Source organism: Plantibacter sp. MDV22-iso1 (assembly GCF_058408345.1).
Genome location: NZ_JBZVDY010000001.1, coordinates 1,307,330 through 1,330,614, shown reverse-complemented (window position 1 = coordinate 1,330,614; position 23,285 = coordinate 1,307,330). Strand labels below are relative to the sequence as shown.

Sequence of the window (23,285 nt, the reverse complement as noted above, 5' to 3'; positions counted from 1 at the left end):
GCCTGAGCGCGGCCCATACGCGTGAGCGCGACCCTCCGGAGACCCGCGCTCACGCGTATGGCCCGCGCTCGCGTCAGCGCACCGCGCTGGCGCACACCGACACGGTGGAGGGCGGAGGTGTGCAACGCGGGGGCGCTCCGCGCGCGTAGCGGAACGACTTCGGACGATGTCAACCCCCGCGACGGAATGGTCGGGCCCCCATACGGTGGACGGAGTTCTGCGAAAGGAGCTTCACCATGAACATCCTGCTCATCATCGTCATCGTCGTTGCCATCGTTCTCGCCATCACCGGTGGGTTCGTCCAGTCCCTCAACTTCCTGCTGTGGGTCGGCCTCGTGCTGCTCGCGATCGCGATCATCGCGTTCCTGATCAGGACGATCACGGGTCGCAAGGCGCTCTAACTCGAATTCAAGTCCACGAAGCGGTCGGTCCCTCCGGGGGCCGGCCGCTTCGCTGTGTCCGGGGTGGTGCGTCCGGGCGGGATCCGAGCCCTATCGCAATGACGGATCGACGCTCGTCCGTCGGAGCACCGCATCGGCGAAGGCCCCGAACAACCGCTCGCCGGCTTCGCGCATCGGCCCCGCCACGGCGGCGACCTCGGACCGCAGCCGGTCGGCCGCCTCCTCCGCGGTCCCGGCGATGAACGGCAGGTCGCGGAGCATGAGCGGTTCCGCGAGCCATCGGTCGAGCATCGGCGGGTCGACCTCGAGGTGGAACTGCGTCGCGAAGACCCGGTCCTCGATCCGGAACGCCTGGTTCGGCGTCGACGGCGACGACGCGAGGACCGTCGCCCCATGCGGAGCCTCGACGACGTCGCCATGCCAGTGCAGCACCGGTAGCCGCTCTCCGCGCATACCGAGTTCGCTCTCGGTCAGGAGTTCGACGTCGCCGACACCCACCTCATGCGCCGCCGCCGAGTGGAGGGTGGCGCCGAGGGCCGTCGCGATGAGCTGGTGCCCGAGGCAGATCCCGAACACCGGGATGCCGAGTACCGCCGCATCGCGCACGAGCTGCGCTTCGAGCCCGAGACCCGGGTGCTCCTCCACGTCGAGCGCGCCCATCGGGCCACCGAGGAGGACGAGCCCGTCGAACCCGGTGATCTCGCGCGCCGGCGGCAGCTCACGGCGCTCGACGACCGTGTCCAGCGTCCAATCGATCCCCGATGCCGTCAGCACCTCGCCGAGCACCGCCGGTCGCTCCCAGGGGACGTGCTGCAGGATGAGGACGTGCGGTCTGGTCATCGGAGGCCTCCAGGTCGCTGGGGCGGCGCGACCGGTCTCCGCCGGGTCGCGGAGGTCGTCACCGTGGGAGCATCGTAGCGAATCCGGGCGCCGCCACCGGCCCGAGGCTTCAGGCTCCCGGCCGATACACTGTCACCGTGCTGCTCTCGGACCGTGACATCAAAGCCGAACTCGACGCCTCCCGCATCGCGCTCGACCCCTACTCGCCGGAGATGATCCAGCCGTCGTCCATCGACGTGCGCCTCGATCGCTTCTTCCGCCTCTTCGACAACCACAAGTACCCCTTCATCGATCCCGCGGAGGATCAGCCGGAGCTGACGCGCCTCATCGAGACGCTGTCGAACGAGCCGTTCATCCTGCACCCCGGCGAGTTCGTCCTGGGGTCCACGTACGAGCGGGTGTCCCTCCCGGACGACGTCGCCGCACGCCTCGAGGGCAAGAGTTCGCTCGGTCGTCTCGGTCTCCTCACGCACTCCACCGCCGGCTTCATCGACCCGGGCTTCACGGGCCACGTCACCCTCGAGCTCAGCAACGTCGCGACGCTGCCGATCAAGCTCTGGCCGGGGATGAAGATCGGTCAGATGTGCTTCTTCCGGCTCACGTCACCTGCCGAGCGCCCGTACGGGTCGAGCGAGTACAGTTCCAGGTATCAGGGACAGCGCGGACCCACCGCCTCCCGTTCCTTCCAGAACTTCCACCGGACCGACGTCGGCGAGACGCAACGCTGACGCAGGATTGAGGCGGGCGTCCCGACGACGGGCGAGCAGGTGGACCAGCAGAAAGGCCCCGCCATGAGCACGTCAGAGCGACCCGACTTCGCCCGCGCGATCACCGCCGACGGGCCGACGCCGCTCTACCCGCGCCGCATGGTCCGGTTCGGCCAGTTCGTCGGGTCCTGGGACGTCCACTCGAAGCGCCTCGACGACGAGAGCGGCGAGTGGGTCGAGTCCGACTTCCGTTGGATCGTGTCGTACATCCTCGAAGGGCGTGCCGTGCAGGACGTCCAGCTCGTCGCGAACGACGCGGAGCCGTCGGGCTGGGAGACGGTCAGCACGGCTCTCCGCGTGTACGACCGGTTGATGGGCGCCTGGCGCGTGAACTACGTCGAGCCACGGCGCGGCGAGTTCTGCCAGCTCGTCGCGACGCCGCACCGCTCCGACGGCATCCGCCAGGACGGCACGCGGAACGACGACAAGCTCATCCGGTGGAACTTCAGCGGCATCACCGAGGACTCGTACACCTGGGAGAGCTGGGTGTCCGACGACGAGGGCGTGACCTGGTGGCTGCAGGAGCACAACGAGGGTCGCCGCATCGCCTGAGTGGCTCCGTCTCCACCGCGACACTCAGGTGTCGGTGCGCGCCAGGCGCTCCAGGAACGACGCCAGCCGCTCGCGCTCGGCCGTGGAGAAGCCGTCGAGGATGCGCTCCTCGGCGGCGAGGTGATCGGGCAGGGCCGCTTCGACGAGGCGCTTGCCGGCCGGGGTGAGGGCGACGACCGTGCCGCGCCCGTCCTGCTCGCTCGGACGGCGCGTCACGAGACCGCGCTCGACGAGCTTGTTCACGCGCTGGGCGATCGCACTCGACGTCACCATCGACCAGTGCGCGAGGTCCTTCGGCGCGAGTTCGTGCGGTGAGCCCGAGCGGAGGAGGGTCGCGAGCACGTCGAACGACGCGCTGTCGAGCCCGTGCTCGGCGAAGGTCGAGGAGAGGCGTGCGTCGACCGCCGTCGCGGCCCGTGACAGGCGTCCGATGACGGCCATGGGGGAGACGTCGAGATCGGGTCGCTCGGTCCGCCACTGGCCCAGGATGTCGTCGACGCGTGTGCTCATCCGGCCAGCATAGTGATTTGCTTAGTGCTGAGCTATTATTGCTCAGTGCTTAGCAATCAACTCCGCATCGCCGCCGTCACCGCCATCGCCCCGATCAGCTGGGGGACGACCTACTTCGTCACGAGCGAACTGCTCCCGCCAGGACGACCGCTGCTGGCAGCCGTGCTCCGGGCGCTGCCTGCGGGCCTCCTGCTCCTCGCGATCACGCGGACCCTCCCGGTCGGCGGCTGGTGGTGGCGATCGCTCGTGCTCGGCACGCTCAACATCGGTGCCTTCTTCGCGTTCCTCTTCCTCGCCGCCTACCGACTGCCCGGCGGGGTCGCCGCGACCATGGGGGCGATCGGCCCGGTGCTCGTCGCCGTGCTCGCGAGCCTGCTGGTGGGGGAGACGTTGACCGTGCGCCGGGTCGTCGCGGGATTCGCCGGAGTGGCCGGCGTCGCGCTGATCGTGCTGCAGGCCGACGCCCGCCTCGACGCGGTCGGCGTCGTCGCCGCACTCGCCGGTGCTGCGTCGATGTCGCTCGGATCGGTGCTGAGCAAGCGGTGGGGGAGACCCGAGGTCGGCCGCCGGATCGGCGCGCGCCGATGCACGAGCTCGAACCCGGACCCGTCCGAGGTCAGCGGCGTCTCGGTCTCCGGCCTCGCATCGACCGCCTGGCAGCTCGTCGCCGGCGGCATCGTGCTCGTGCCGGTGCTGCTCATCGTCGAGGGGCTCCCATCGGCCGCCCCGGACGCAGCTGCGATCGGCGGGTACGCCTACCTCTCCCTCGTGGGCACAGCCCTCGCCTACACCCTGTGGTTCCGTGGCATCGCCGCGCTCCCCGTGTCGTCCGTGTCGTTCCTCGGTCTCCTGAGTCCCGTCGTCGCCGTGCTGGCAGGCCTCGTGGTCCTCGGCGAGGCACTGAGCCTCGGACAAGTGCTCGGGATCGGGGTCGTCGCCGGCTCCCTCATCCTGGTCTTCACCGCGAGACGGCCCCGAGCCATACTGAGCGCATGAGATTCCGCACCGTCATCGAACTCCAGGGCAACAACACCGGCATCCTCGTCCCCGACGCCGTCGTCGAGGGCCTGGATCGAGGCAAGCGCGTGCCCGTCGTCGTCACCGTCGGTGCGACCACCTACCGCAGCACCATCACGCCGATGGGCGGCCGGTACCTGATCGCGCTGAGCGCCGCCAACCGCGCCGCCGCCGGGGTCGCGGGAGGGGACGAGGTCGAGGTGGACCTCGAGCTCGACGAGGCACCGCGCGTGTTCCCGTTGCCGCCCGAGCTCGAGACGGCGCTCGCGGGAGACGAGCAGGCGCTCGCCGCCTACGGAGCCCTGTCGTTCAGCCGTCAGCGCGCGCTGGCCGAGCCGGTCGCGCTGGCGAAGACGGATGCGACGCGAGACAAGCGGATCGCCGCGGCCGTCGACGCACTCCGCGGCGCCTGACCTCGCTCAGTCGCCTGAATCTGCTCGAAAACCGGGGCGATCCGTGCAGATCCGGGCGGCTCAGCGGGCCGTGGACTCCGCGAGCAGCGGCACGACGAGCGGCAGCTGGAGCGTCAGCCACGGGCTGAACGCGAAGGGTGCCTGCTCGACGGACGCCAAGAGCGATTCGGGCTCGGCCCAGGCCCACTCCATGACCTCGTCGGGGTTCGGCTCGGGCGTCGCGTCCGTGTAGGCGACGTAGACCGGGCAGATCTCGTACTCGACCACGCCCGAGGCGTCGACGGCGCGATACCGGAAGTCGGGCAGCACCAGTTCCGGCGCGGAGATCGGCAGGCCCAGTTCGGCACTCGCCCGACGCAGCACGGCGTCCACGCTGTCCTCGTCCGGGCCGGGGTGTCCGCAGAACGAGTTCGTCCAGACGCCCGGCCACGTGAGCTTCGAGAGCGCGCGCCGGGTCACGAGGATGCGTCCGTCGGGCCCGATGACGTGGCAGGAGAACGCGAGGTGGAGTGGCGTCTCCTGCGTGTGGACGGTCGCCTTCGGCGTGGTGCCGATGCGGGTGCCGTCCTCGGCGAGCAGGACGACGAGTTCTTCGGGTACCGACATGCGTCCATTCTCCCCGACGAACGGGGCGAACGCGAATGGACAGCTAGCGTACTAATCTCGCCGCTCCGTGAAGTAGCCTCGTGATATGGAGACCCACCACGTCGTCGACGTGCCCTATCGACAACAGCATCAGGTCGAGGATGCCCTCGAGCGTTTCCTCGAACTGGCGAAGACGCAGGCGGTGTCGTTCGGCGGCGCCGGCTACCTGCGGCTCTGGGAGACCATCGAGCGCAGCATGGCCGGCGGCAAGCGGTTCCGTCCCCGGATGGTCATGACGGCTTACGAGGCGCTGGGGGGCGAGGACATCGTCGCGGCCGCCCACGTCGCGGCCGCCTACGAGCTCCTGCACACTGCGCTGATCGTCCACGACGACGTGATCGACCGCGACTTCGTCCGGCGCGGCAGCCCCAACGTCTCCGGCAGCTACCGCGACATCGCGCAGACCGCGGGCATCCCACTGCCGCTCGCCGAGCACCGTGGCATGTCCGTCGCCGTCATCGCGGGCGACCTCGCGCTGTCCGCGTCCTACCGCCTGATCGACCGTGCCGGGAGCGCCGACTCGGTCCGCACCCGCCTGCGCGAGATCCTCGACGACGCCATCTCCGCTTCGGCAGCCGGTGAGCTCGCCGACGTCGACTTCACGGTCGGCGGCGTCGTCCCGACGGTCGACGACATCATCCGCATGGAGCGCCTGAAGACCGCCTACTACTCGTTCGAGGCGCCACTGCAGTCGGGCGGCGTCCTGGCCGGTGCTCCCGAGGCGACGATCGACGCGCTCGGGGCCTTCGGACAGCAGATCGGCATCGCCTACCAGATCATCGACGACGTCCTCGGCGTCTTCGGCGACTCGAAGACGACCGGCAAGACGACGATCGGCGACCTCCGCGAGGGCAAGCTGACGGTCATGGTCGCGTTCGCGGCGGAGCAGCCCGAGTGGCACGCCGTCGAGCACCTCTTCGGCGACCCGGACCTCGACGAGGAGGGTGCCGCCGTCCTGCGCGACGTCCTCACGACGACGGGCGCCCGCCAGCACGCGACCCTGCTGGCCGGTGACTACGCCAACCGCGCCTGGGAGCAGCTGGCCTCGCCGAGCATCCCGGCGCAGCTCCGCGACGAGCTCCGCCCCATCGTGGCCACCGTGCTCGAGCGGTCGCGATGACCGCAGCAGGGGACGGGACCGGGCGACCCGCCGACGACGCCTCGGCGGTCGGCGACGCACGACAGCTCTACGACCGGGTCGCGCAGGAGACCGCCAGCATCGTCATCCGTCGGTACTCCACGTCCTTCGGTCTGGCGGCCAGGCTGCTGGGTGGCGACATCCGCCAGGACGTCGAGAACGTGTACGCGCTCGTGCGGATCGCCGACGAGATCGTCGACGGTGTGGCCGCGGCCGCGGGGCTCGACCCCGAGCGGGTCCTCCGCATGCTCGACGCGCTCGAGCGGGACACCGAGGACGCGATGGAGACGGGATACAGCAGCAACCTCGTCGTCCACGCCTTCGCCATCTCGGCGCGGTCCGCGGGCATCGAGACCGACCTCACACGTCCGTTCTTCGCGTCCATGCGCGCGGACCTCTCGCGCACCGTCCACACCCCGGAGACGTTCCGCGACTACGTGTACGGCTCCGCCGAGGTCGTCGGGCTCATGTGCCTGCGGATCTTCCTGCGCGGCCACGACGTCGACGACGCCCAGCGCGCCGCGTTCGTCGTCGGCGCCAGGAGTCTCGGTGCCGCCTTCCAGAAGGTCAACTTCCTGCGCGACCTCTCGGCCGACCACGACGAGCTCGGACGCAGCTACTTCCCGGGTGTCGCCGTCGACGAGCTCAGCGAGGCGCAGAAGCACAGCCTGCTCGACGACATCGAAGCCGATCTCGACCGTTCGGCAGCGGTCCTCGGACGGCTGCCGAAGTCGAGCCGTCGCGCGGTCGCCCTCGCCCAGGAACTCTTCTCGGAACTCGCCCGACGCATCCGGACGACGCCGGCCTCGGCCCTCGTCCGCACGCGTGTCCGGGTGCCCGACCCGGTCAAGCTCCGCATCGCCGCCGGTGCGCTCGCCGGTCGCACACCAGCCACGACCGGCACCACCGCCTCCATCCCGACGATCGACGAGAGCTCGCAGTCATGACCCCCTCCCACAACCGCACCGTCGTCATCGGCGGCGGCATCAGCGGTCTCGCCACCGCAGCCCTCCTCGCCCGCGACGGCCAGCGGGTCACCCTGCTCGAACGACGCGAGGTGCTCGGCGGCCGCGCCGGCACCTGGGAGCAGGACGGCTTCACCTTCGACACCGGCCCGAGCTGGTACCTCATGCCGGAGGTCTTCGACCACTTCTACCGGCTCCTCGGCACCTCCGCGGCCGAGCAGCTCGACCTCGGGCGACTCGACCCGGCCTACCGCGTCTACTCGGAGGGCCGCGACGGACACCTCGACCTCGCCGCCGACCGGGCCGGCAACCTCGCCCTGTTCGAGTCGGTCGAGCCCGGTGCCGGCGCGAAGATGGACGATTACCTCCGCAGCGCGAAGGAGACGTACGAGATCGCCATCCGGAGTTTCCTGTACACGACGTTCGAGTCGTACCGGACGCTCGCGAGCCGTGAGGTCCTCGCCCGGATGCCGAAGCTCGCGAAGCTCCTCACGGAGGACCTCGACACCCTGGCCGCGCGCACCGTCTCCGACGTCCGGTTGCAGCAGATCCTCGGCTACCCGGCCGTGTTCCTCGGCTCATCGCCCTTCGAGGCGCCGAGCATGTACCACCTCATGAGCTACCTCGACCTCGAGGACGGCGTGCTCTACCCGCAAGGCGGCTTCTCGCGGATCATCGACACGATCGCCGAGCTCGCCCGCGCCGAGGGTGTGGAGATCATCACGGGCGCCGAGGTCACCGGCATCACCACGATGCCCGCCGGCCGCCGCGCCAGGGTCGACGGCGTCAACTACCTCGACGCCGACGGTCGTCGGCAGTTGCTCCGTGCAGACCGCGTGGTGTCCGCCGCCGACCTGCACCACACCGAGACGACGCTGCTGCCCCGCGAGCTCCAGACCTACCCGGCCGAGTACTGGGAGAAGCGCACCGCCGGTCCCGGAGCCGTGCTCGTCATGCTCGGCGTCCGCGGGGAGCTCCCGGAGCTCCTGCACCACAGCCTGTTCTTCACGGCCGACTGGCGCGACAACTTCGGCCGCATCTTCGGCGAGGAGACGAGCGTGCCCGACCCCGCGTCGCTCTACGTCTGCCGTCCGAGCGCGACCGATGCGGGCGTCGCACCCGACGGCCACGAGAACCTGTTCATCCTGGTCCCGGTCCCGGCCGACCCGTCCATCGGTGGCGGGGGAGACGCCCGGGTCGCGGAGATCGGCGACGCCGCCATCGCGCAGATCGCCGAGTGGGCCGGCGTCCCCGACCTCGCCGAGCGCATCGTGGTGCGTCGCGACGTCGGACCGGCCGACTTCGCGACCGACCTCAACGTCTGGAAGGGCACCGCCCTCGGGCCGGCGCACATCCTCTCGCAGAGCGCGATGTTCCGGAGCGGCAACGTCAGCAAGAAGGTCGACGGCCTGTTCTACACCGGTGGCTCCACCATCCCGGGCATCGGCCTGCCGATGTGCCTCATCAGCGCGGAGCTCGTCGTGAAGCGCATGCGCGGCGACCTCACCACCGGGCCGATGGCGGAGCCGTTGCTCGCGCGCGCCGAGGCGACCGGCTGATGGGTCTGCTGTACCTGCTGGCGCTGCTCGTCTCGATCACCGGGATGGTCATGCTCGACCGGCGGTTCCGGCTGTTCTTCTGGGCCGACCGACGGCGGGCCGCGATCATCCTGCCGATCGGCGTCGTGTTCTTCCTCGTGTGGGACCTGCTCGGTATCGGCACCGGCATCTTCTTCCGCGGTGAGACGGCGTTCATGACCGGGCTCCAGGTCGCGCCCGAGCTGCCGATCGAGGAGGTCTTCTTCCTGACGCTGCTCTGCTACCTCACGATGAACCTGTTCGGTGCGGCGCGACACACGCTCGGCCGGGTGGCCCGCCGGACGACCGGCGCCGCCGAGGTGAGCGGACGATGACCTACTGGGCCCTCAACGCATGGTTCCTCGCCGTCGTGGCGGTCGTCGCCCTGCTGGCGGTCGTGCGGCTCGATCGACGCCGTGCGAAGGGGTCGCGCTCCGCCGGCCTGACGGCGGGCACTTGGCTGCTCGCGGTGGGCGGTGGGCTCGTCGTCCTCCTGCTCATGACCGCGCTGTTCGACAACATCATGATCGGCGTCGGGCTCGTCGGCTACGACCCGGCACTCATCTCCGGCGCCTTCGTCGGCATCGCGCCCCTCGAGGACTTCGCCTACGCCATCGCCGCGGCCGTCCTGCTCCCGTCCCTCTGGGTGCTCCTCGAGCGCCGAACCCCTGCTCCCGTCTCCCCATCCCCGTCCCAGGAGGACCCGGCATGAACCGACTCGGCCAGCTCGTGCTGTCCTCCCGACCGCTGTCGTGGATCAACACCGCCTACCCGTTCGCAGCGGCGTACCTGCTGACCACGCGCGAGCTCGACCTCACCTTCTGGCTCGGGACGCTCTACTTCCTCATCCCGTACAACCTCGCGATGTACGGCATCAACGACGTCTTCGACTACGAGTCGGACCTGCGGAACCCGCGCAAGGGCGGCGTCGAGGGCGCGGTCCTGGACCGTCGGATGCACCGGTTGACGATCTTCGCGGCGATCGTGACGAACGTCCCGTTCCTCGTCTACCTCGTCGTCATCGGGTCGCCGCTGTCGTGGCTCGTCCTCGCGATCAGCGTGTTCGCGCTCATCGCGTACAGCGCACCCGGCCTGCGGTTCAAGGAGCGGCCGTTCATCGACTCGCTCACCTCGAGCACGCACTTCGTGAGCCCCGCGGTCTACGGCCTCGTCCTCGCCGGTGCGGTGTTCACCCCCGCACTCTGGGCGCTGCTCGTCGGCTACTTCCTCTGGGGGATCGCCAGCCACGCCTTCGGTGCGGTGCAGGACATCATCGCCGACCGAGAAGGCGGGATCGGCTCGATCGCGACGGTCATCGGTGCGGCGGCGACCGTCCGGTTCGCCTTCGTCGCCTACCTCGCGGGTGGTGCGCTGATGCTCGTGACCCCGTGGCCCATCCCGTTGGCTGGCCTGCTCGCACTGCCCTACGCCGCGAGTGTGCTGCCGTTCTGGAACCTCCGCGAGGAGGACGCCGAGCGGGCCAACGCGGGCTGGAAGCGGTTCCTCCGCCTCAACTTCCTGACGGGCTTCCTCGTCACGATGCTCATCATCTGGTACTGGTTCCTGACGTCCTGACCGGAACCCGCGACCCTGTCTCAGGAGTCCCCGGGCGTGCCGCAGGCGTTGCACCGCGCCACGCCCGGGTTCTCCTGAGAACGGGTCGTCAGTCGAGGATCAGAGCTCGAAGGAGAAGCCGAGGTCCTCGGGGTACTCGCCGAGCTCGGTGAGGCCGGTCGCAGCGCGCTGGAGGGCGGCGAGGGTCAGGCCGAGGGTGCCCGGGCCGAAGCTGACGCGCGAGACGCCGAGTTCGGCGAGGCGCTTGAGTGGCACTGCGCCGGGGTAGCCGATGACGGAGATGCGTCCGTGCACCTGCTCGATGGCCTTGGCGACGAGTTCCTCCGTACCGAGTCCGAGGAAGAAGACGACGTCCGCACCGGCCTCGAGGTAGGCGTTGGCGCGAGCGACGGCCTCGTCCCACGCCTCAGGGTCACCGGCGAGGGTGTCGACCCGGGCGTTGATGACGAGCGGGATGCCGGCGTCCTCGGCTCCGGCGCGAGCGGCGGCGACGCGTGCCGCGGCCTCCTCGATCGGGAACTGCGGGGCCTTCGCGGCACCGACGGAGTCCTCGAGGTTGATCCCGACGGCACCCGACTCGACGATGAGGCGGCGGACGTTCTCACGAACGCCGGCCGCGTCGGACGCGTAGCCCTTCTCGAAGTCGATCGTCACCGGCAGGTCGACGGCGCCCACGATGATCTTCGCGGCGGCGATCGCCTCGTCGACGTCGAGGCCACCGCCGTCTTCGAGCCCACGGACGTTCGACACCGAGTGGCTCGCCGAGGCGAGGGCGACGACGCCGGGGGCCTCGGAGACGACCTTCGCGGTGATGGCGTCCCAGACGTTGGTGACGATGAGCGGGGAACCCGGCTCGTGGAGGGAGTTGAGGAGGACGGCTTTGGCATGCTGATCAGTCATGTCCGCAGTCTGCCAGCGGACGTCGGCCGCCTAGCCGACAAGCGTCGAGAATTCAGGGAACGTTCGGGTTGGCTGCGGTTCCCGGCTCCTGTGGGGCGCTCCCGTGACGCAAGACGAGGGCGCTTCGTGCGTCATCCCACGCCGCCGGTGAACCGGGCGGGCAGGATGCCGTGCGTATCATTGGTGGCCGAAGGAAGGCGCTCCCATGACGAAACCGCCGACGGTCTACGACGTCGCGCACCACGCCGGCGTCTCCATCGCGACGGTCTCGCGGGTGCTCAGCCGCCCTGACGACGTGAAACCGGCCACCCGAGACCGCGTGCTCGCCTCGGTCGGTGAACTCGGGTACGTCCCGAGTGGAGCCGCACGAGGGCTCGCCGCGCGCCGTACCGGCGTCATGGGCCTGTTCTTCCAGGGGCTCGACGCGATGGACGACCTCGGGGACATCGCCCTCGAGGGTGACGAGGCGGCGGCCGGGGGAGCGCGCATCGTCCGCGACATCCCGGAGCGGACCGACACGCGGACGCTCAACCTCTACTTCGACGAGGTGCTGCGCGGTTGCGAGCTGGAGTCCTGGCGGAGCGGGTTCGCGCTGCTCGTCGGCGTCGGGCGCGGGTCCACGGCGACGCAGACGGTGCGCGACATGGCGGGTCGGGTGGACGGCCTCATGGTGCTGGCCGGGAGCGCCAGCGAGGAGGAGCTCGCACGCCTGTCGCGGCACGTCCCGATCGTCGTGATGGCGGGGCCGCGGCGCGACGACGACCTCGACCACGTCTCCGTGAGCAACGCCGAGGGGATGCGCACGCTCACGGCGCACCTCATCGACGACCTCGGCGCCCGAGAGCTCGAGTACGTGGCGGGAAGCCTCGGCTCACCCGATGACGCCGAGCGCTGGAGTGGGTTCCGTGCGGCCCTCGCGGACCGGTCGCTCGAGGCCCCGGAGGAGCCGACCCTCCGCGGCGACTTCACCCGGGAGGGCGGGCGACGGGTCGGTCGGGAGCTGTTCCGGCGCGACGGGCTGCCGCGGGCCGTCGTGTGCGCCAACGACCAGATGGCGCTCGGCGTGATCGACGCCGCCAGGATCGCCGGGGTCGCGGTCCCGGACGAGCTCATCGTCACCGGCTTCGACGGCATCGACGCCGGCCGCCTGTCCGCTCCGCGGCTCACGACGGTCCGGCAGCCGATGGAGACGCTCGGCCGGGTCTCCGTGCAGGCGCTCGCCCGTCGCCTCGCCGAGCCGAAGCTGCCCGCGATATCCGTCCGACTCCCCGTGGAGGTCGTCCTCCGCGAGAGCTCCGAGTCGATCACGTCCTGATCATCGCCTCCCCTCGCGTTCACCATTCAGGAAGCCCGCGGCGTGCCGCGGACGCGTCCGTCCGCCGTGAGGCCGCCACGCCGAGGGTCTCCTGGATTGCGAACAGGAGCGGATGTCCGACACGGGTTGCGTCGGGCAATGTATGCGCTTACACTCAACCGGTACAGACTTCAGCAAGGACGGTGGCGATGACGCACACGACGCACGAGCGGACCAAGGTCCGCAGGCGCAGACGACTCGGAGCAGCGGCGATGATCGCCGCGGCGGCCCTGCTCGTCTCCGGCTGCAGCATCCAGATCAAGAGCGAGCCGGATCCCTCGATCCCCGCCGACACGATGCTGCTGGCCTCCGACAAGGGCACCCCGATGCTCGAGCGGAACTTCAACCCCTACCTCGTGAACAAGCGCTCGGCCTCGAGCTACATCTACGAGCCGCTCGTGATCATCAACGTGCTCGACGGCAAGGAGACGCCGTGGCTCGCCGAGAAGGTCGACCTCCCGGACGCCCGCACGATCGACTACACGATCCGCGACGGCGCCACCTGGTCCGACGGTGAGGCCTTCACCCCTGAGGACGTCAAGTTCACCTTCGACCTCATCAAGCAGTACCCGACGCTCGATCAGAAGGGCGCCTGGCAGCACATCGACACGATCGAGGTGAAGGGCCAGCACGTCATCATGCACCTGCTCGACGACGACGCTCCCGCGGCCGACATCGTCTCGCAGACGCTCATCGTCCCGGAGCACATCTGGAAGGACGTCAAGAGCCCCGACACCTGGCGGAACCCGAACCCGGTCGGCACCGGTCCGTACGTCCTCGGCAACTACACCTCGCAGCAGTACACGATGGACAAGAACGAGACGTACTGGCAGGCCGACAAGATCGAGGTCAACCACCTCGTGATCCCCGCGGCCACCGGTGAACTCGACATCGTCACGAAGGGCTTCGACTGGGCGTACTCGTTCCTGTCGAACGTCGAAGGCACCTGGGGTGCGGCCAACGACCACAACAAGTTCTGGTTCCCGCCGGGAGGCGTGATCGGGCTCGTGCCCAACATGGACGTCGCCCCCTTCGACAACGTGGACGTCCGTCGCGGCATCGCCCTGGCGCTCGACCGCGACAAGATCGCCGATGCGGCGACCGAGGGCTACCTCGGTGCCGCCGGCCAGTCGAGCCTCATGCTCCCCAACCAGGAGGACGAACTCGACCCGACCCTGCCGAACCAGGGCATGATCACGCAGGACACCGCCGGCGCCCTCGAAGCCTTCGCGGCCGCCGGGTACACCCAGCAGGGTGGCAAGCTCGTCGACGCGGCGGGCAAGCAGTTCAGCTTCTCGATCACGACCGCCAACGGCTACGCGGACTGGCTCCGCGCGGTCCAGGAGGTCCGCAAGGAGCTCGGCGCCCTCGGCATCGACGTGCAGATCAAGCAGCCGCAGCCGCCGGGGTACCAGCAGGCCATCCAGAGCGGTGACTTCCAGGTCGCGATGGGCGGAATGGGCAACGGCATCATGTTCCAGGGTTTCAACAACAGCTTCAACAGCGAGTTCGCGAAGCCCATCGGCGAGACGACATCCAGCAACTTCGGTCGCTACCGCAACCCGCAGATGGACCAGCTGCTCGCCCAGTACAAGGAGACCACCGACGAGGCCACCCGTCTCGGGCTGAGTCACCAGATGCAGCAGATCGTCTACAGCGACTTCCCGGTCATCGGCATGTACTACGGCGGACTCTGGGGTCTCTACAACGACAAGAAGTTCACCGGCTGGCCGGACGCGGACAATCCGTACGCACCGCTCCAGACCTACGACCAGACCCCGCTCCTCGTGTTCACGCACCTCAAGCTCCGGAAGGACGGTGAGTGACCGTGTACATGGTGCGCAAACTCGGCCTCTTCGTCCTCACCCTGTGGGCGGCGGTCACGCTGAACTTCCTCCTGCCGCGGCTCATGCCCGGCTCACCGACGGATGCCGCGATCGCGAAGCTCGCCCAGAACGGTCCGGTCTCCGCGGCCACGCGTGCGGCGATCGAGGCCCAACTCGGTGTCCCCGGCGGCAACCTCTGGGAGCAGTACGTCACGTACCTCCACCAGGTCGTCACGCTCGACTTCGGGGTGTCGTACACCTTCTTCCCGCAGTCGGTCGGCGAGCTCATCTGGCAGGCGTTCCCGTATACGATCATCCTGCTCGGGATCGTGACGATCGTCGCCTTCATCCTCGGCACGCTCATCGGCGTACTCGCGGCCTGGCGGCGGAACACCTGGCTCGACGCGCTGCCGACGCTGAGCGGCACCTTCGCCAGCACGTTCCCGTACTTCTGGACCGCTCTGCTCCTGCTGTTCTTCGCCGGCTACGTCCTCCACTGGTTCCCGACCTCGGGTGCCTTCGGGCCGACGGCGACACCCGCCTTCACCTGGGACTTCATCGTCGACGTCGCGTACCACGCGGTGCTGCCGGCGCTGACGATCCTCGTGACGAGCCTCGGAGGCTGGATCATCGGCATGCGCAACGCGATGATCAACACCCTCGGTGACGATTACGTGACCTTCGCCGAGGCCAACGGCCTCCGTGGTCGCACGGTCGCCATCAAGTACGCGGCCCGCAACGCGATCCTCCCGAACCTCACCGGCTTCGGGCTCGCGCTCGGCGGTGTGGTCGGCGGCTCGATCCTCGTGGAGCAGGTCTTCGGCTACCCGGGCATCGGCTTCCTCCTGTTCAACGCGGTGATCGGACAGGACTACCCGCTCATGCAGGCGCTCTTCCTGCTCATCACGGTGAGCGTGCTCGTCGCCAACTTCCTCGTCGACATCCTGTACGGCGTACTCGACCCAAGGACCCGCCGATGACCACCACACAGCACGTCAAGACACTGCAGTCCGACCAGGCCGTGCGTCCGCCGCGGAAGTTCGCCTTCATCGGTCGATCGGCGGCGACGCTCTGGGCCAACTGGAAGTCCCGCCTCGGGCTGATCATCCTCGCGTTCTTCATCCTCGTCGCGATCTTCGCGCCGGTGCTCGCACCCTACGGCGCGAGCCAGGACGGGTTCCCCCGGAACGCCGACTCGAGCCCCGAGCACTGGTTCGGGACGACGGCGGCGGGCGAGGACGTTCTCAGCCAGCTCATCTACGGTTCGCAGATCAGCGTCACGGTCGGTTTCATCGCCGGCATCCTGTCGACGATCGTCGCCGTGCTGATCGGCCTCAGCTGGGGCTACATCAAGGGCTTCGGCGCCGAGGTCGTGAACTTCATCGTCAACCTGTTCCTCGTGGTGCCCGGCCTGCCGCTCATGATCGTCATCGCCGCGTACCTCCAGAACGGTGGGCTCGTGATGATCGTCGCGGTCATCGTGATCACCGGGTGGGCGTGGGGTGCCCGCGTGCTCCGCAGCCAGACGCAGTCGCTGCGTTCGCGTGACTTCGTGACCGCGGCCCGCTTCTCCGGCGATCGACCGTTCCGCATCGTGTTCAACGAGATCCTCCCGAACATGACGTCCCTCATCGCCGGCGGCTTCTTCGGTGCCGCGACGAGCGCGATCCTCGCGGAGGCCGGCCTCGAGTTCCTCGGCCTCGGCGACTCGTCGATCGTCAGCTGGGGCACCATCCTCTACTGGGCGCAGAACTCCAACGCCCTGCTCACCGGTCAGTGGATCCTCCTCTTCGCCCCCGGTCTCTGCATCGCGCTCCTCGCGATGAGCCTCACCCTCATCAACTTCGGTGTCGACGCGATCAGCAACCCGCGCCTCCGTGAAGGGAAGTCACGATGAACGCCGTCAACCTCCAGGCCGAGAGCGCATCCGCGCCGGCAGCCGGGACCGGAGCGCTCCTCGAGGTCCGCGACCTGTCCGTCGTCTACGAGTCCGTCGGCGCCGCGCCGGTCCAGGCGGTCGACCACGTGTCGTTCTCCGTCGGTGCCGGTGAGTTCATCGGGCTCGTCGGCGAGTCCGGCTCCGGGAAGTCGACGCTCGGCTTCGCGGCCACCCGCTTGCAGAAGCCGCCGGCCCGTATCAACGGCGGGCAGATCCTCTTCGGCGGCAAGGACATCCGCGAGCTCGGCGACGAGGCGCTCCGTGAGCAGCGGCAGGGCGGGTTCGCCATGGTGCTGCAGTCGGGCATGAACGCACTCAACCCGGTCCGCACGATCCGCAACCACTTCGTCGACATCTTCAAAGCGCACGGTCACGTCTCCCGCGACCGCTGGGACGCCCGGATGGCCGAGCTGGTCGGCAAGGTCGGGCTGACGCCGCAGGTGCTCGCCCGTTTCCCCGGAGAGCTGTCCGGCGGCATGCGTCAGCGCGTGTCCATCGCGCTGGCCCTGTCGCTCGAGCCCCGCCTCATGGTGTTCGACGAGCCGACCACCGCGCTCGACGTCCTCGTGCAGCACGCGATCATGGACACGATCACCGAGCTGCAGCAGGCCGAGGGGTTCACCGCCATCCTCATCAGCCACGACCTCGGCGTCGTGCTCGAGGCGACGCAGCGCGTGCTCGTCATGCACGAGGGCCGCATCGTCGAGGACGCCCCGAGCCGCGACATCCTCGAGCGTCCGCAGGACCCGTACACGCGGATGCTGCTCAGCCACTACGCCGACCCACGCGCCGCGGTCGTCGAGCTGCCCGGTTTCCCGTCGCGGGCGAACCGCGGGACGGCTCCCGTCTCCGGCACGACCACGAGCGTCCCGACCGCGACGAGCGCAAGCTCCGAGTCGGGGAAGGCGTCGTCGCGTGCCGGTCGCTCGGCCGAGTCGGCGGTCATCGTCGACGCCGTCTCGAAGGTCTACCCGCCGCCGCGTCGCGGTGAGTCCGCGGTGACGGCCGTCGACGACGTGTCGTTCACGCTCGAACCCGGTCAGTCGCTCGCGCTCGTCGGGGCCTCGGGCTCCGGCAAGTCGACCATCGCGAAGCTCATCACGGGCATCGAGAAGCCGACGTCCGGTGCGGTCCGCTTCGGCGACCTCGACGTCGCCCAGCTGAATCGCAAGGGCATCCGGAACCTGCACAAGAACGTGCAGATGATCTTCCAGGACCCGTATGCGGCGCTCAACCCGCTGCACACGGTCGAGTACACCCTCACCCGTCCGGTGGTGAACTTCACCGGGCTGAAGGGTGACGCGGTGCGCAAGCGCGTGCTCGAACTCCTCGAGACGGTGGGCCTCTCGCCCGTCGAGCAGTTCGCGGCGAAGCTGCCCCACCAGCTCTCCGGTGGACAGCGGCAGCGCGTCGTGATCGCCCGGGCGCTCGCGAGCGACCCGCAGGTGCTCATCGCCGACGAGCCCGTGTCGATGCTCGACGTGTCGCTGCGTGCCGGTGTGCTCGCGCTGCTCGAGGACTTGCGTGAGCAGTGGGGCGTCTCGATGCTCTACATCACGCATGACCTGCTGTCGGCGCGACTCGTGACCGACAACATCATGGTCCTCAACCAGGGTCGTGTCGTCGAACGTGGCGAGACCGCGCACGTCCTGCAGCACCCGCAGGATCCGTACACGATCCAGCTGCTCGACGCCGTCCCCAACCCGGCCCGCGCCAAGCGCTGACGCGGACCCTCCCGCGTCCGTTCGCCCCTTTTTGGGCGAGCGAACGCTCGTTCGCCCAAAAAGGGGCGAACGAATCGCACGACGAACAGGAGCAACACCCGTGCTGACCTTCCCCGACGGCTTCCTCTGGGGCGCCGCCACCGCTGCCCACCAGATCGAGGGCAACAACATCAACAGCAACTGGTGGGTGCACGAGCACGAAGCCGGGACGAACATCGTCGAGCCCTCGGGCGACGCGATGGACAGCTACCACCGCTACCGCGAGGACATGCAGCTGCTCGCCGACGCCGGGCTCAACACCTACCGGTTCAGCGTCGAGTGGGCGCGGATCGAGCCCGAGCGCGGCATCGTCTCGCGTGCCGAGATCGACCACTACCGTCGCATGGTCGACACCGCGCACGAACTGGGACTCAACCCGGTCGTCACGCTCATGCACTTCACGGTGCCGCGCTGGTTCGAGCGCGACGGGTTCTGGCGGGCGAAGGACGCCGCCGACCTCTTCGCGCGGTACACCGAGCTCACCCTGCCGATCGTCGGCGAGGGCGTCGAACACGTCTGCACCATCAACGAGCCGAACATCGCCGCGATGCTCGCCGGTGGAGAGGACGCGGCGAACCTCGTCGCGTACGGCCTGCCGAACCCGGACCTCTTCGTGGCCGACGCGCTCCTCGAGTCCCACAAGCGTTCGCGCGAGGTGCTCTCGCAGGTGTCCGGCCTGAAGTCCGGCTGGACGATCGCGACGCAGGCGTTCCGGTCGAACGGTGAGCCCGGCTCCGACGAGATGCTGCGCGAGTACGGCTACCCGCGTGACGACTGGTACCTCGAGCAGTCCGCCGGCGACGACTTCCTCGGTGTCCAGGCGTACACGCGCACGTTCATCGGGCCGAAGGGTCCGCTGCCCGTCGAGGACGGCGTCGAGACGACGCTCACCGGTTGGGAGTTCTACCCGCCGGCCGCAGCCGAGGGTGTGCGGAGCGCCTGGGAGCTGTCGGGCGGGGTGCCGATCATGATCACCGAGAACGGCATCGCGACCTCGGACGACACGCGTCGGATCGACTACACGGACGGCGCCCTGCGCGAGCTGCACGCCTGCATCCAGGACGGGATCCAGCTCGAGGGGTACCTCCACTGGAGCGCGCTCGACAACTACGAGTGGGCGAGCGGCTTCCGGCCGACCTTCGGTCTCATCGCCGTCGACCGTGAGACCTTCGTGCGTACGCCGAAGCCGAGCCTCGCGTGGCTCGGGAACGTCGCGAAGGCGAACGGCCTCACGGAGTAGCTGCGGTTCGCAATTCAGGACGTCTCCGGCGTGTCCGTCCCCGGAACCCGCTGACGAGTCGCGCCACGCGACGGGTCTCCTGAGTTGTGAGCGAAGGGACCGCAGATGGTGTGTGTTCGCAATTCAGGACGCCTCCGGCGCGGCGCCCCCGATTGCGGTCCGGTTGGCCGCGACGCGCGGTACTGGTCCTGAGTTGTGAACGGAGAGAGCCCCGGGCAGCGATTGCTGCCCGGGGCTCTGTGCATGGTGGTCGGCTGGGGTCCGCACGGGCGGAAGATGCCGGCGGCCGGTCAGCGCTCGCTGCGAGGGCCGCGACCGAAGCGACCACGCGGGCCGTGCTCGTGCGCCGTGTGCCCGTCCCGGCCGAAGGCTCGGGCGATGCTCTCGAGGCTGGCGAGCGTCGTCGCGAGGTCCTCGGGTGAGACGGCGTCGGCGACGGTCTGGCGGACCGCGTCGACCTTGGTGCGGAGCGCGTCGTGTGCCTCGCGACCGGTGTCGGTCAGGGTGATGCCGTCGGCGTCGACGATGACCCAGCCGCGTGCGGCGAAGTCCATGACGATGTCCGCGGTCGAGCGACGCGGACCGCGGTGGTGGCCGTGGTCAGGACCGAACGGTGCGCCGCCGGGTCGGTGATCACGACCGAAGCCGCGACCGGACTCGTGGCCGCGCCCGAAGGCCCGATCGTGAGCGGGGTGGCCGTGCTCGTGGCCGCCCGGACGCTCGGCGGACACGGTGTCCGCGGTCGTCTCGGCGGTGCGCTCGGGGTGACCGAAGCCGTGACCGGGGCCGAACCCGCCGCGGCGGCCGAACCGTTCGGGGCCGCGCGGTCCGCGGCGGTGTGGCGGGAGCGCGGCGTCGATCTCCTCGACGCTCGAGGCGCCGGAGGCGATGAGCTCGAGGGTGCGCCAGCTGCGGCGGCCGAGGCCGTCGTCGGCGAGCACCTCGTGCATCGAGTGCTTGACCGCGTGGTCGACGGTGCGGAGCCAGAAGCCGAGCGGGCGCTCGGCGGACGGGCTGGTGGACTGCTCTGGGGAAGTCGTGTGGGTGTTCATGGGTGTTCTCCTTATTTGCATGCTCTATTACATGTAAATGTATAATGACATGTATGTCCGACGATCGTCAAGCGCAGCCCAGCGAACCCACAGCAACCGACCCGGTGGAGATGATCGAGCGGGCCCTCGTCCAGATCCGACGGGACCAGTCAGGCCGTCGCTTCGGCGGACGCGGTGGGCGCGGAGGGCCCGGTCATCACCACCACGATGAGCACGGGGGTGGTCATCAGCACGACGCCCAGGGCGGCGCTGAGGGCGGACACGGACGTGGGCGCGGTCCGGGCTTCGGCCCCGGCTTCGGTGGACCCTGGGGTCCCGGCGGTGGCGCCCCTCACCCGCGCGAGCAGGCGATCGCCCAGGCGGCTCGGTTCCGGATGCTGGACGCGCTCGCTCGTGACGAGACGGCCGGTGGCATGGGGATCAGTGCGCTCGCGGAGTCGATCGGCGTCGACCAGCCCCGCGCGAGCCGGCTCGTGGCCGAAGCGACGAAGCGTGGCGAAGTCGCTCGCGCGGTCGACCCGAACGACGGTCGACGCAGCGTGGTGCAGCTGAGCGCTGCCGGCCGCGCGGTCCTGCAGGAGGCGCACCGGGGTCGACGCGACGCGGTCACGACCGCGCTCTCGGGGTTCACGCCGGAGGAGGCGGCGCAGTTCGCCGCCTTCCTCGAGCGCTTCGTCGCCGCGTGGCCGCGCCCCGACACCGACCGGTAGCTCGCCCGCCTGATCCTCGACTCCGGGTTCGCAATTCAGGAGCGTCCCGGTGAGTCGAGCTGGATCATCCCCTCGGTGGCCGGACGCGCCGGCGTGCGCCTGAGTTCCGCACAATCGGACCCGTCCGGTCCATGCGGTTCGTAATTCAGGAGGAGTCAGGCGTGTCGGCCTTGGGGTGGCGGTCGCGGGGCAGAACCGCCGGGGCGCTCCTGAGTTGTGAACCGTGAGGCGGCATCGGGACCCCGCCCTCGCTACTCGGGGCGGAGGCGGAGCTCCTGCATCCCGCCGTCGACGGCGATCGAGGTGCCGGTCGTTGAGCCTGATCGCGGGCTCGCCAGGTAGGCGACGGCACCGGCGACCTCGGTCGCGGCGACGAGTCGGCCATGCGGCTGGCGTGCCTCGAGCGCGGCGCGCTCCGCGGCCGGGTCTGGCGCGCTGTCGAGCAGTCGGCCCACCCACGGGGTGTCGGCCGTGCCCGGGTTCACACAGTTGACCCGGACGCCTTCGCGCAGGTGGTCGGCGGCCATCGCGCGCGTCAAGGACAGCACGGCCCCCTTCGTCGCCGTGTAGAGCGCGCGCTGGGGAAGTCCCGCCGTCGCGGCGATCGACGAGGTGTTCACGATCGCGGCCGACGGCGACTCGCGCAGGTGTGGGAGGGCCGCGCGCGTCACGCGAGCCATGCCGACGACGTTGATGTCGAAGACGCGGTGCCACTCGTCGTCGTCGTTCGACTCGACGGTGCCCTGCGCACCGATACCGGCGTTGTTCACGACGATGTCGAGGCGGCCGAACCGTGCCACGACGGCGTCGATCGCGGCACGGACGGAGGCGTCGTCGGCGACGTTCGCCCGCACCGACAGGCGGGTGGCGGAGTCCTCGTCTGGTGAGGGGTTCAGATCGAGGATCGCGACGCTCGCACCATCGGCGGCGAGGCGTTCGACGATGGCGGCGCCGATCCCCGAAGCGCCGCCGGTGACGATCGCGACGAGTCCGTCGAGCTCGCCGGTGTCTGCGGCGCTCATGCGCGGGCTCCGAGTGCCTCGGCCGGCTTGGCCGACGGCGCGATTCCAGGGACCGGGTCGACGAACCGCTGTCGCTGGCGGCCGAGGCCCTCGATCTCGACCTCGCAGACGTCGCCCGGTGCGAGGTAGGGGAACCGGCCGGAGAGCGCGACGCCCTCGGGTGTGCCGGTCAGGACGAGGTCGCCGGGTTCGAGCTGCAGGTACTGGCTCAGGTGCCAGATGACCGTGGCGACGTCGAAGATGAGGTCGGCCGTGCTCGAGTCCTGACGCGGTTCGCCGTTGACCCAGCTGCGGAGTCGCAGGGTACCGGCGTCGACCTCGTCCGGCGTCACGAGCCACGGCCCGGTCGGGTTGAAGCCCGGAGCGCACTTGCCCTTCGACCACTGACCACCACTCGCCGCCATCTGGAAGTCGCGCTCCGACACGTCGTTCGCGGTGACGAAGCCGGCGATGCGGCCGAGAGCGTCCTCGGGGCTGTCGAGGTAGGAGGTGCGCTCGCCGATGACGACGCCCAGCTCGACCTCCCAGTCGGTCTTCGTGCTGCCTCGCGGGATGCGGACGTCGTCATTCGGTCCGACGACCGTGTTGGGCGTCTTCAGGAACATGATCGGGATCTCGGGCGGAGCGGATCCGGACTCCGCCGCATGCGCCGCGTAGTTCATCCCGATGCAGACGACGGCGCTCGGCCGGGCGATCGGCGCGCCGATCCGGAGCTCGTCGGCGCCGTCGAGGACGGGGAGCGCACCCGACTCGAGGGCGGCGCGGACACGGGCGACGCCGCCGCCGGCGAGGAACGCTCCGTCGATGTCGGGGGTGATCGATCGGAGGTCGTAGGCGGTGTCGCCCATGAACACGACGGGGGTCTCCCCGTCCACGGGGCCGAGTCTGGCGAAGCGCATGCTGGTCCTTCCGGTTCCGCCGGTGCCCGCGTGCGGACCCGGCTCCGTAGCCGATAACATCTGAACTCTACCGCCCGATCAGGCCGTCGCAAGAGGTGATTTCGTCCACGCTGAGCGCATTGACAGCCCAGACATCGGATGTCTAAGCTCGGTGGCACCAGCCCGAAGGAGCATGCCGAC

At 69.6% G+C, this 23,285-nt stretch carries 25 protein-coding genes; 18 read left to right on the top strand and 7 right to left on the bottom strand.

Features of this window, described 5'->3' with window-relative positions; genetic code table 11:
* The first annotated feature begins 236 nt into the window (after positions 1-236).
* The gene (locus tag AC4PMY_RS06340) at positions 237-401 is read left to right on the top strand and encodes a hypothetical protein (RefSeq protein ID WP_162852292.1); all 165 of its coding nucleotides are present in this window, start codon (positions 237-239) and stop codon (positions 399-401) included.
* A 90-nt stretch (positions 402-491) separates the two neighbouring features.
* On the opposite strand, the gene AC4PMY_RS06335 is transcribed toward AC4PMY_RS06340, so the two are convergent.
* A complete protein-coding gene (locus AC4PMY_RS06335; RefSeq protein ID WP_071261812.1) occupies positions 492-1,241 on the bottom strand; it encodes a type 1 glutamine amidotransferase in 750 nt (249 codons plus the stop codon).
* A gap of 137 nt (positions 1,242-1,378) precedes the next feature.
* Between AC4PMY_RS06335 and dcd the strand changes: the two genes are divergently transcribed.
* Together dcd and AC4PMY_RS06325 are read left to right on the top strand one after the other, a co-directional pair.
* Entirely contained in the window at positions 1,379-1,969 is a 591-nt protein-coding gene (dcd, locus tag AC4PMY_RS06330; protein WP_491622239.1) for a dCTP deaminase, read from the top strand.
* A gap of 63 nt (positions 1,970-2,032) precedes the next feature.
* Complete coding sequence (locus tag AC4PMY_RS06325; protein ID WP_071261813.1) at positions 2,033-2,560, top strand: hypothetical protein; 528 nt, start codon at positions 2,033-2,035, stop codon at positions 2,558-2,560.
* A gap of 24 nt (positions 2,561-2,584) precedes the next feature.
* Here AC4PMY_RS06325 and AC4PMY_RS06320 read toward each other — a convergent pair whose 3' ends face one another.
* On the bottom strand, positions 2,585-3,070 hold the full coding sequence (locus tag AC4PMY_RS06320; protein WP_079001226.1) for a MarR family winged helix-turn-helix transcriptional regulator: 486 nt from the start codon (positions 3,068-3,070) through the stop codon (positions 2,585-2,587).
* A gap of 45 nt (positions 3,071-3,115) precedes the next feature.
* On the opposite strand from AC4PMY_RS06320, the gene AC4PMY_RS06315 reads away from it, so the two are divergent.
* Both AC4PMY_RS06315 and AC4PMY_RS06310 read left to right on the top strand, forming a co-directional pair.
* Complete coding sequence (locus AC4PMY_RS06315) at positions 3,116-4,066, top strand: EamA family transporter (protein WP_491622238.1); 951 nt, start codon at positions 3,116-3,118, stop codon at positions 4,064-4,066.
* Complete coding sequence (locus tag AC4PMY_RS06310; protein WP_071261816.1) at positions 4,063-4,500, top strand: YdeI/OmpD-associated family protein; 438 nt, start codon at positions 4,063-4,065, stop codon at positions 4,498-4,500. Before AC4PMY_RS06315 ends, AC4PMY_RS06310 begins: the two co-directional genes overlap by 4 nt.
* Positions 4,501-4,560: 60 nt before the next feature.
* Here AC4PMY_RS06310 and idi read toward each other — a convergent pair whose 3' ends face one another.
* Positions 4,561-5,106: an isopentenyl-diphosphate Delta-isomerase gene (gene idi, locus AC4PMY_RS06305; protein ID WP_491622237.1), complete on the bottom strand. Its 546-nt coding sequence runs from the start codon at positions 5,104-5,106 to the stop codon at positions 4,561-4,563.
* A gap of 85 nt (positions 5,107-5,191) precedes the next feature.
* Between idi and AC4PMY_RS06300 the strand changes: the two genes are divergently transcribed.
* From AC4PMY_RS06300 to AC4PMY_RS06275, 6 genes are read left to right on the top strand one after another with little or no spacing between them, the layout of a single operon-like run.
* Entirely contained in the window at positions 5,192-6,265 is a 1,074-nt protein-coding gene (locus AC4PMY_RS06300) for a polyprenyl synthetase family protein (protein ID WP_079001229.1), read from the top strand.
* Positions 6,262-7,230, top strand: coding sequence for a phytoene/squalene synthase family protein (locus tag AC4PMY_RS06295; RefSeq protein ID WP_491622236.1), 969 nt, complete (start codon positions 6,262-6,264; stop codon positions 7,228-7,230). Before AC4PMY_RS06300 ends, AC4PMY_RS06295 begins: the two co-directional genes overlap by 4 nt.
* Positions 7,227-8,807, top strand: a complete 1,581-nt coding sequence (gene crtI, locus AC4PMY_RS06290) for a phytoene desaturase family protein (RefSeq protein WP_491622235.1) — start codon at positions 7,227-7,229, stop codon at positions 8,805-8,807. Before AC4PMY_RS06295 ends, crtI begins: the two co-directional genes overlap by 4 nt.
* Positions 8,807-9,160 carry a lycopene cyclase domain-containing protein gene (locus tag AC4PMY_RS06285; protein WP_079001235.1) on the top strand — a complete coding sequence of 118 codons (354 nt, stop codon included), beginning with the start codon at positions 8,807-8,809 and terminating at the stop codon, positions 9,158-9,160. Before crtI ends, AC4PMY_RS06285 begins: the two co-directional genes overlap by 1 nt.
* Positions 9,157-9,537 (top strand): lycopene cyclase, encoded by a 381-nt coding sequence (locus tag AC4PMY_RS06280; protein WP_491622234.1) that lies wholly within the window; start codon positions 9,157-9,159, stop codon positions 9,535-9,537. Before AC4PMY_RS06285 ends, AC4PMY_RS06280 begins: the two co-directional genes overlap by 4 nt.
* On the top strand, positions 9,534-10,400 hold the full coding sequence (locus AC4PMY_RS06275; protein WP_137242420.1) for a prenyltransferase: 867 nt from the start codon (positions 9,534-9,536) through the stop codon (positions 10,398-10,400). The genes AC4PMY_RS06280 and AC4PMY_RS06275 overlap by 4 nt, the downstream gene beginning before the upstream one ends.
* A gap of 99 nt (positions 10,401-10,499) precedes the next feature.
* Here AC4PMY_RS06275 and AC4PMY_RS06270 read toward each other — a convergent pair whose 3' ends face one another.
* Entirely contained in the window at positions 10,500-11,300 is an 801-nt protein-coding gene (locus AC4PMY_RS06270) for an isocitrate lyase/PEP mutase family protein (protein WP_064297138.1), read from the bottom strand.
* A 205-nt stretch (positions 11,301-11,505) separates the two neighbouring features.
* On the opposite strand from AC4PMY_RS06270, the gene AC4PMY_RS06265 reads away from it, so the two are divergent.
* From AC4PMY_RS06265 to AC4PMY_RS06240, 6 genes are all read left to right on the top strand, one after another.
* On the top strand, positions 11,506-12,615 hold the full coding sequence (locus tag AC4PMY_RS06265) for a LacI family DNA-binding transcriptional regulator (protein WP_491622233.1): 1,110 nt from the start codon (positions 11,506-11,508) through the stop codon (positions 12,613-12,615).
* Between the two features lie 188 nt (positions 12,616-12,803).
* On the top strand, positions 12,804-14,480 hold the full coding sequence (locus tag AC4PMY_RS06260; RefSeq protein WP_175117085.1) for an ABC transporter substrate-binding protein: 1,677 nt from the start codon (positions 12,804-12,806) through the stop codon (positions 14,478-14,480).
* 8 nt (positions 14,481-14,488) lie between these two features.
* Positions 14,489-15,460 (top strand): ABC transporter permease, encoded by a 972-nt coding sequence (locus AC4PMY_RS06255; RefSeq protein WP_079003821.1) that lies wholly within the window; start codon positions 14,489-14,491, stop codon positions 15,458-15,460.
* Complete coding sequence (locus AC4PMY_RS06250; RefSeq protein WP_064297140.1) at positions 15,457-16,377, top strand: ABC transporter permease; 921 nt, start codon at positions 15,457-15,459, stop codon at positions 16,375-16,377. Before AC4PMY_RS06255 ends, AC4PMY_RS06250 begins: the two co-directional genes overlap by 4 nt.
* Positions 16,374-18,143 carry an ABC transporter ATP-binding protein gene (locus AC4PMY_RS06245; protein ID WP_071261828.1) on the top strand — a complete coding sequence of 590 codons (1,770 nt, stop codon included), beginning with the start codon at positions 16,374-16,376 and terminating at the stop codon, positions 18,141-18,143. The genes AC4PMY_RS06250 and AC4PMY_RS06245 overlap by 4 nt, the downstream gene beginning before the upstream one ends.
* Positions 18,144-18,243: 100 nt before the next feature.
* A complete protein-coding gene (locus AC4PMY_RS06240) occupies positions 18,244-19,422 on the top strand; it encodes a glycoside hydrolase family 1 protein (RefSeq protein WP_071261830.1) in 1,179 nt (392 codons plus the stop codon).
* A gap of 290 nt (positions 19,423-19,712) precedes the next feature.
* Here AC4PMY_RS06240 and AC4PMY_RS06235 read toward each other — a convergent pair whose 3' ends face one another.
* Positions 19,713-20,474 (bottom strand): hypothetical protein, encoded by a 762-nt coding sequence (locus tag AC4PMY_RS06235; protein WP_491622232.1) that lies wholly within the window; start codon positions 20,472-20,474, stop codon positions 19,713-19,715.
* Between the two features lie 53 nt (positions 20,475-20,527).
* Between AC4PMY_RS06235 and AC4PMY_RS06230 the strand changes: the two genes are divergently transcribed.
* Positions 20,528-21,184 carry a MarR family winged helix-turn-helix transcriptional regulator gene (locus AC4PMY_RS06230; protein ID WP_491622231.1) on the top strand — a complete coding sequence of 219 codons (657 nt, stop codon included), beginning with the start codon at positions 20,528-20,530 and terminating at the stop codon, positions 21,182-21,184.
* Positions 21,185-21,435: 251 nt separating this feature from the next.
* Here AC4PMY_RS06230 and AC4PMY_RS06225 read toward each other — a convergent pair whose 3' ends face one another.
* The gene (locus tag AC4PMY_RS06225) at positions 21,436-22,206 is read right to left on the bottom strand and encodes an SDR family NAD(P)-dependent oxidoreductase (protein WP_491622230.1); all 771 of its coding nucleotides are present in this window, start codon (positions 22,204-22,206) and stop codon (positions 21,436-21,438) included.
* A complete protein-coding gene (locus tag AC4PMY_RS06220) occupies positions 22,203-23,105 on the bottom strand; it encodes a fumarylacetoacetate hydrolase family protein (RefSeq protein ID WP_082916291.1) in 903 nt (300 codons plus the stop codon). The genes AC4PMY_RS06225 and AC4PMY_RS06220 overlap by 4 nt, the downstream gene beginning before the upstream one ends.
* Positions 23,106-23,285 lie beyond the last annotated feature (180 nt).

Bases quoted from the DNA above. Each gene is read 5' to 3' on its own strand.
- AC4PMY_RS06310 (WP_071261816.1), top strand. From the start codon at position 4,063: ATGAGATTCCGCACCGTCATCGAACTCCAGGGCAACAACACCGGCATC.
- AC4PMY_RS06235 (WP_491622232.1), bottom strand. From the start codon at position 20,474: ATGAACACCCACACGACTTCCCCAGAGCAGTCCACCAGCCCGTCCGCC.
- crtI (WP_491622235.1), top strand. From the start codon at position 7,227: ATGACCCCCTCCCACAACCGCACCGTCGTCATCGGCGGCGGCATCAGC.
- AC4PMY_RS06285 (WP_079001235.1), top strand. From the start codon at position 8,807: ATGGGTCTGCTGTACCTGCTGGCGCTGCTCGTCTCGATCACCGGGATG.
- AC4PMY_RS06325 (WP_071261813.1), top strand. From the start codon at position 2,033: ATGAGCACGTCAGAGCGACCCGACTTCGCCCGCGCGATCACCGCCGAC.
- AC4PMY_RS06335 (WP_071261812.1), bottom strand. From the start codon at position 1,241: ATGACCAGACCGCACGTCCTCATCCTGCAGCACGTCCCCTGGGAGCGA.
- AC4PMY_RS06220 (WP_082916291.1), bottom strand. From the start codon at position 23,105: ATGCGCTTCGCCAGACTCGGCCCCGTGGACGGGGAGACCCCCGTCGTG.
- AC4PMY_RS06265 (WP_491622233.1), top strand. From the start codon at position 11,506: ATGACGAAACCGCCGACGGTCTACGACGTCGCGCACCACGCCGGCGTC.
- AC4PMY_RS06245 (WP_071261828.1), top strand. From the start codon at position 16,374: ATGAACGCCGTCAACCTCCAGGCCGAGAGCGCATCCGCGCCGGCAGCC.
- AC4PMY_RS06225 (WP_491622230.1), bottom strand. From the start codon at position 22,206: ATGAGCGCCGCAGACACCGGCGAGCTCGACGGACTCGTCGCGATCGTC.
- AC4PMY_RS06260 (WP_175117085.1), top strand. From the start codon at position 12,804: ATGACGCACACGACGCACGAGCGGACCAAGGTCCGCAGGCGCAGACGA.
- AC4PMY_RS06275 (WP_137242420.1), top strand. From the start codon at position 9,534: ATGAACCGACTCGGCCAGCTCGTGCTGTCCTCCCGACCGCTGTCGTGG.
- AC4PMY_RS06250 (WP_064297140.1), top strand. From the start codon at position 15,457: ATGACCACCACACAGCACGTCAAGACACTGCAGTCCGACCAGGCCGTG.
- AC4PMY_RS06320 (WP_079001226.1), bottom strand. From the start codon at position 3,070: ATGAGCACACGCGTCGACGACATCCTGGGCCAGTGGCGGACCGAGCGA.
- AC4PMY_RS06270 (WP_064297138.1), bottom strand. From the start codon at position 11,300: ATGACTGATCAGCATGCCAAAGCCGTCCTCCTCAACTCCCTCCACGAG.
- AC4PMY_RS06230 (WP_491622231.1), top strand. From the start codon at position 20,528: ATGTCCGACGATCGTCAAGCGCAGCCCAGCGAACCCACAGCAACCGAC.
- AC4PMY_RS06295 (WP_491622236.1), top strand. From the start codon at position 6,262: ATGACCGCAGCAGGGGACGGGACCGGGCGACCCGCCGACGACGCCTCG.
- AC4PMY_RS06255 (WP_079003821.1), top strand. From the start codon at position 14,489: ATGGTGCGCAAACTCGGCCTCTTCGTCCTCACCCTGTGGGCGGCGGTC.
- AC4PMY_RS06300 (WP_079001229.1), top strand. From the start codon at position 5,192: ATGGAGACCCACCACGTCGTCGACGTGCCCTATCGACAACAGCATCAG.
- idi (WP_491622237.1), bottom strand. From the start codon at position 5,106: ATGTCGGTACCCGAAGAACTCGTCGTCCTGCTCGCCGAGGACGGCACC.
- AC4PMY_RS06280 (WP_491622234.1), top strand. From the start codon at position 9,157: ATGACCTACTGGGCCCTCAACGCATGGTTCCTCGCCGTCGTGGCGGTC.
- AC4PMY_RS06340 (WP_162852292.1), top strand. From the start codon at position 237: ATGAACATCCTGCTCATCATCGTCATCGTCGTTGCCATCGTTCTCGCC.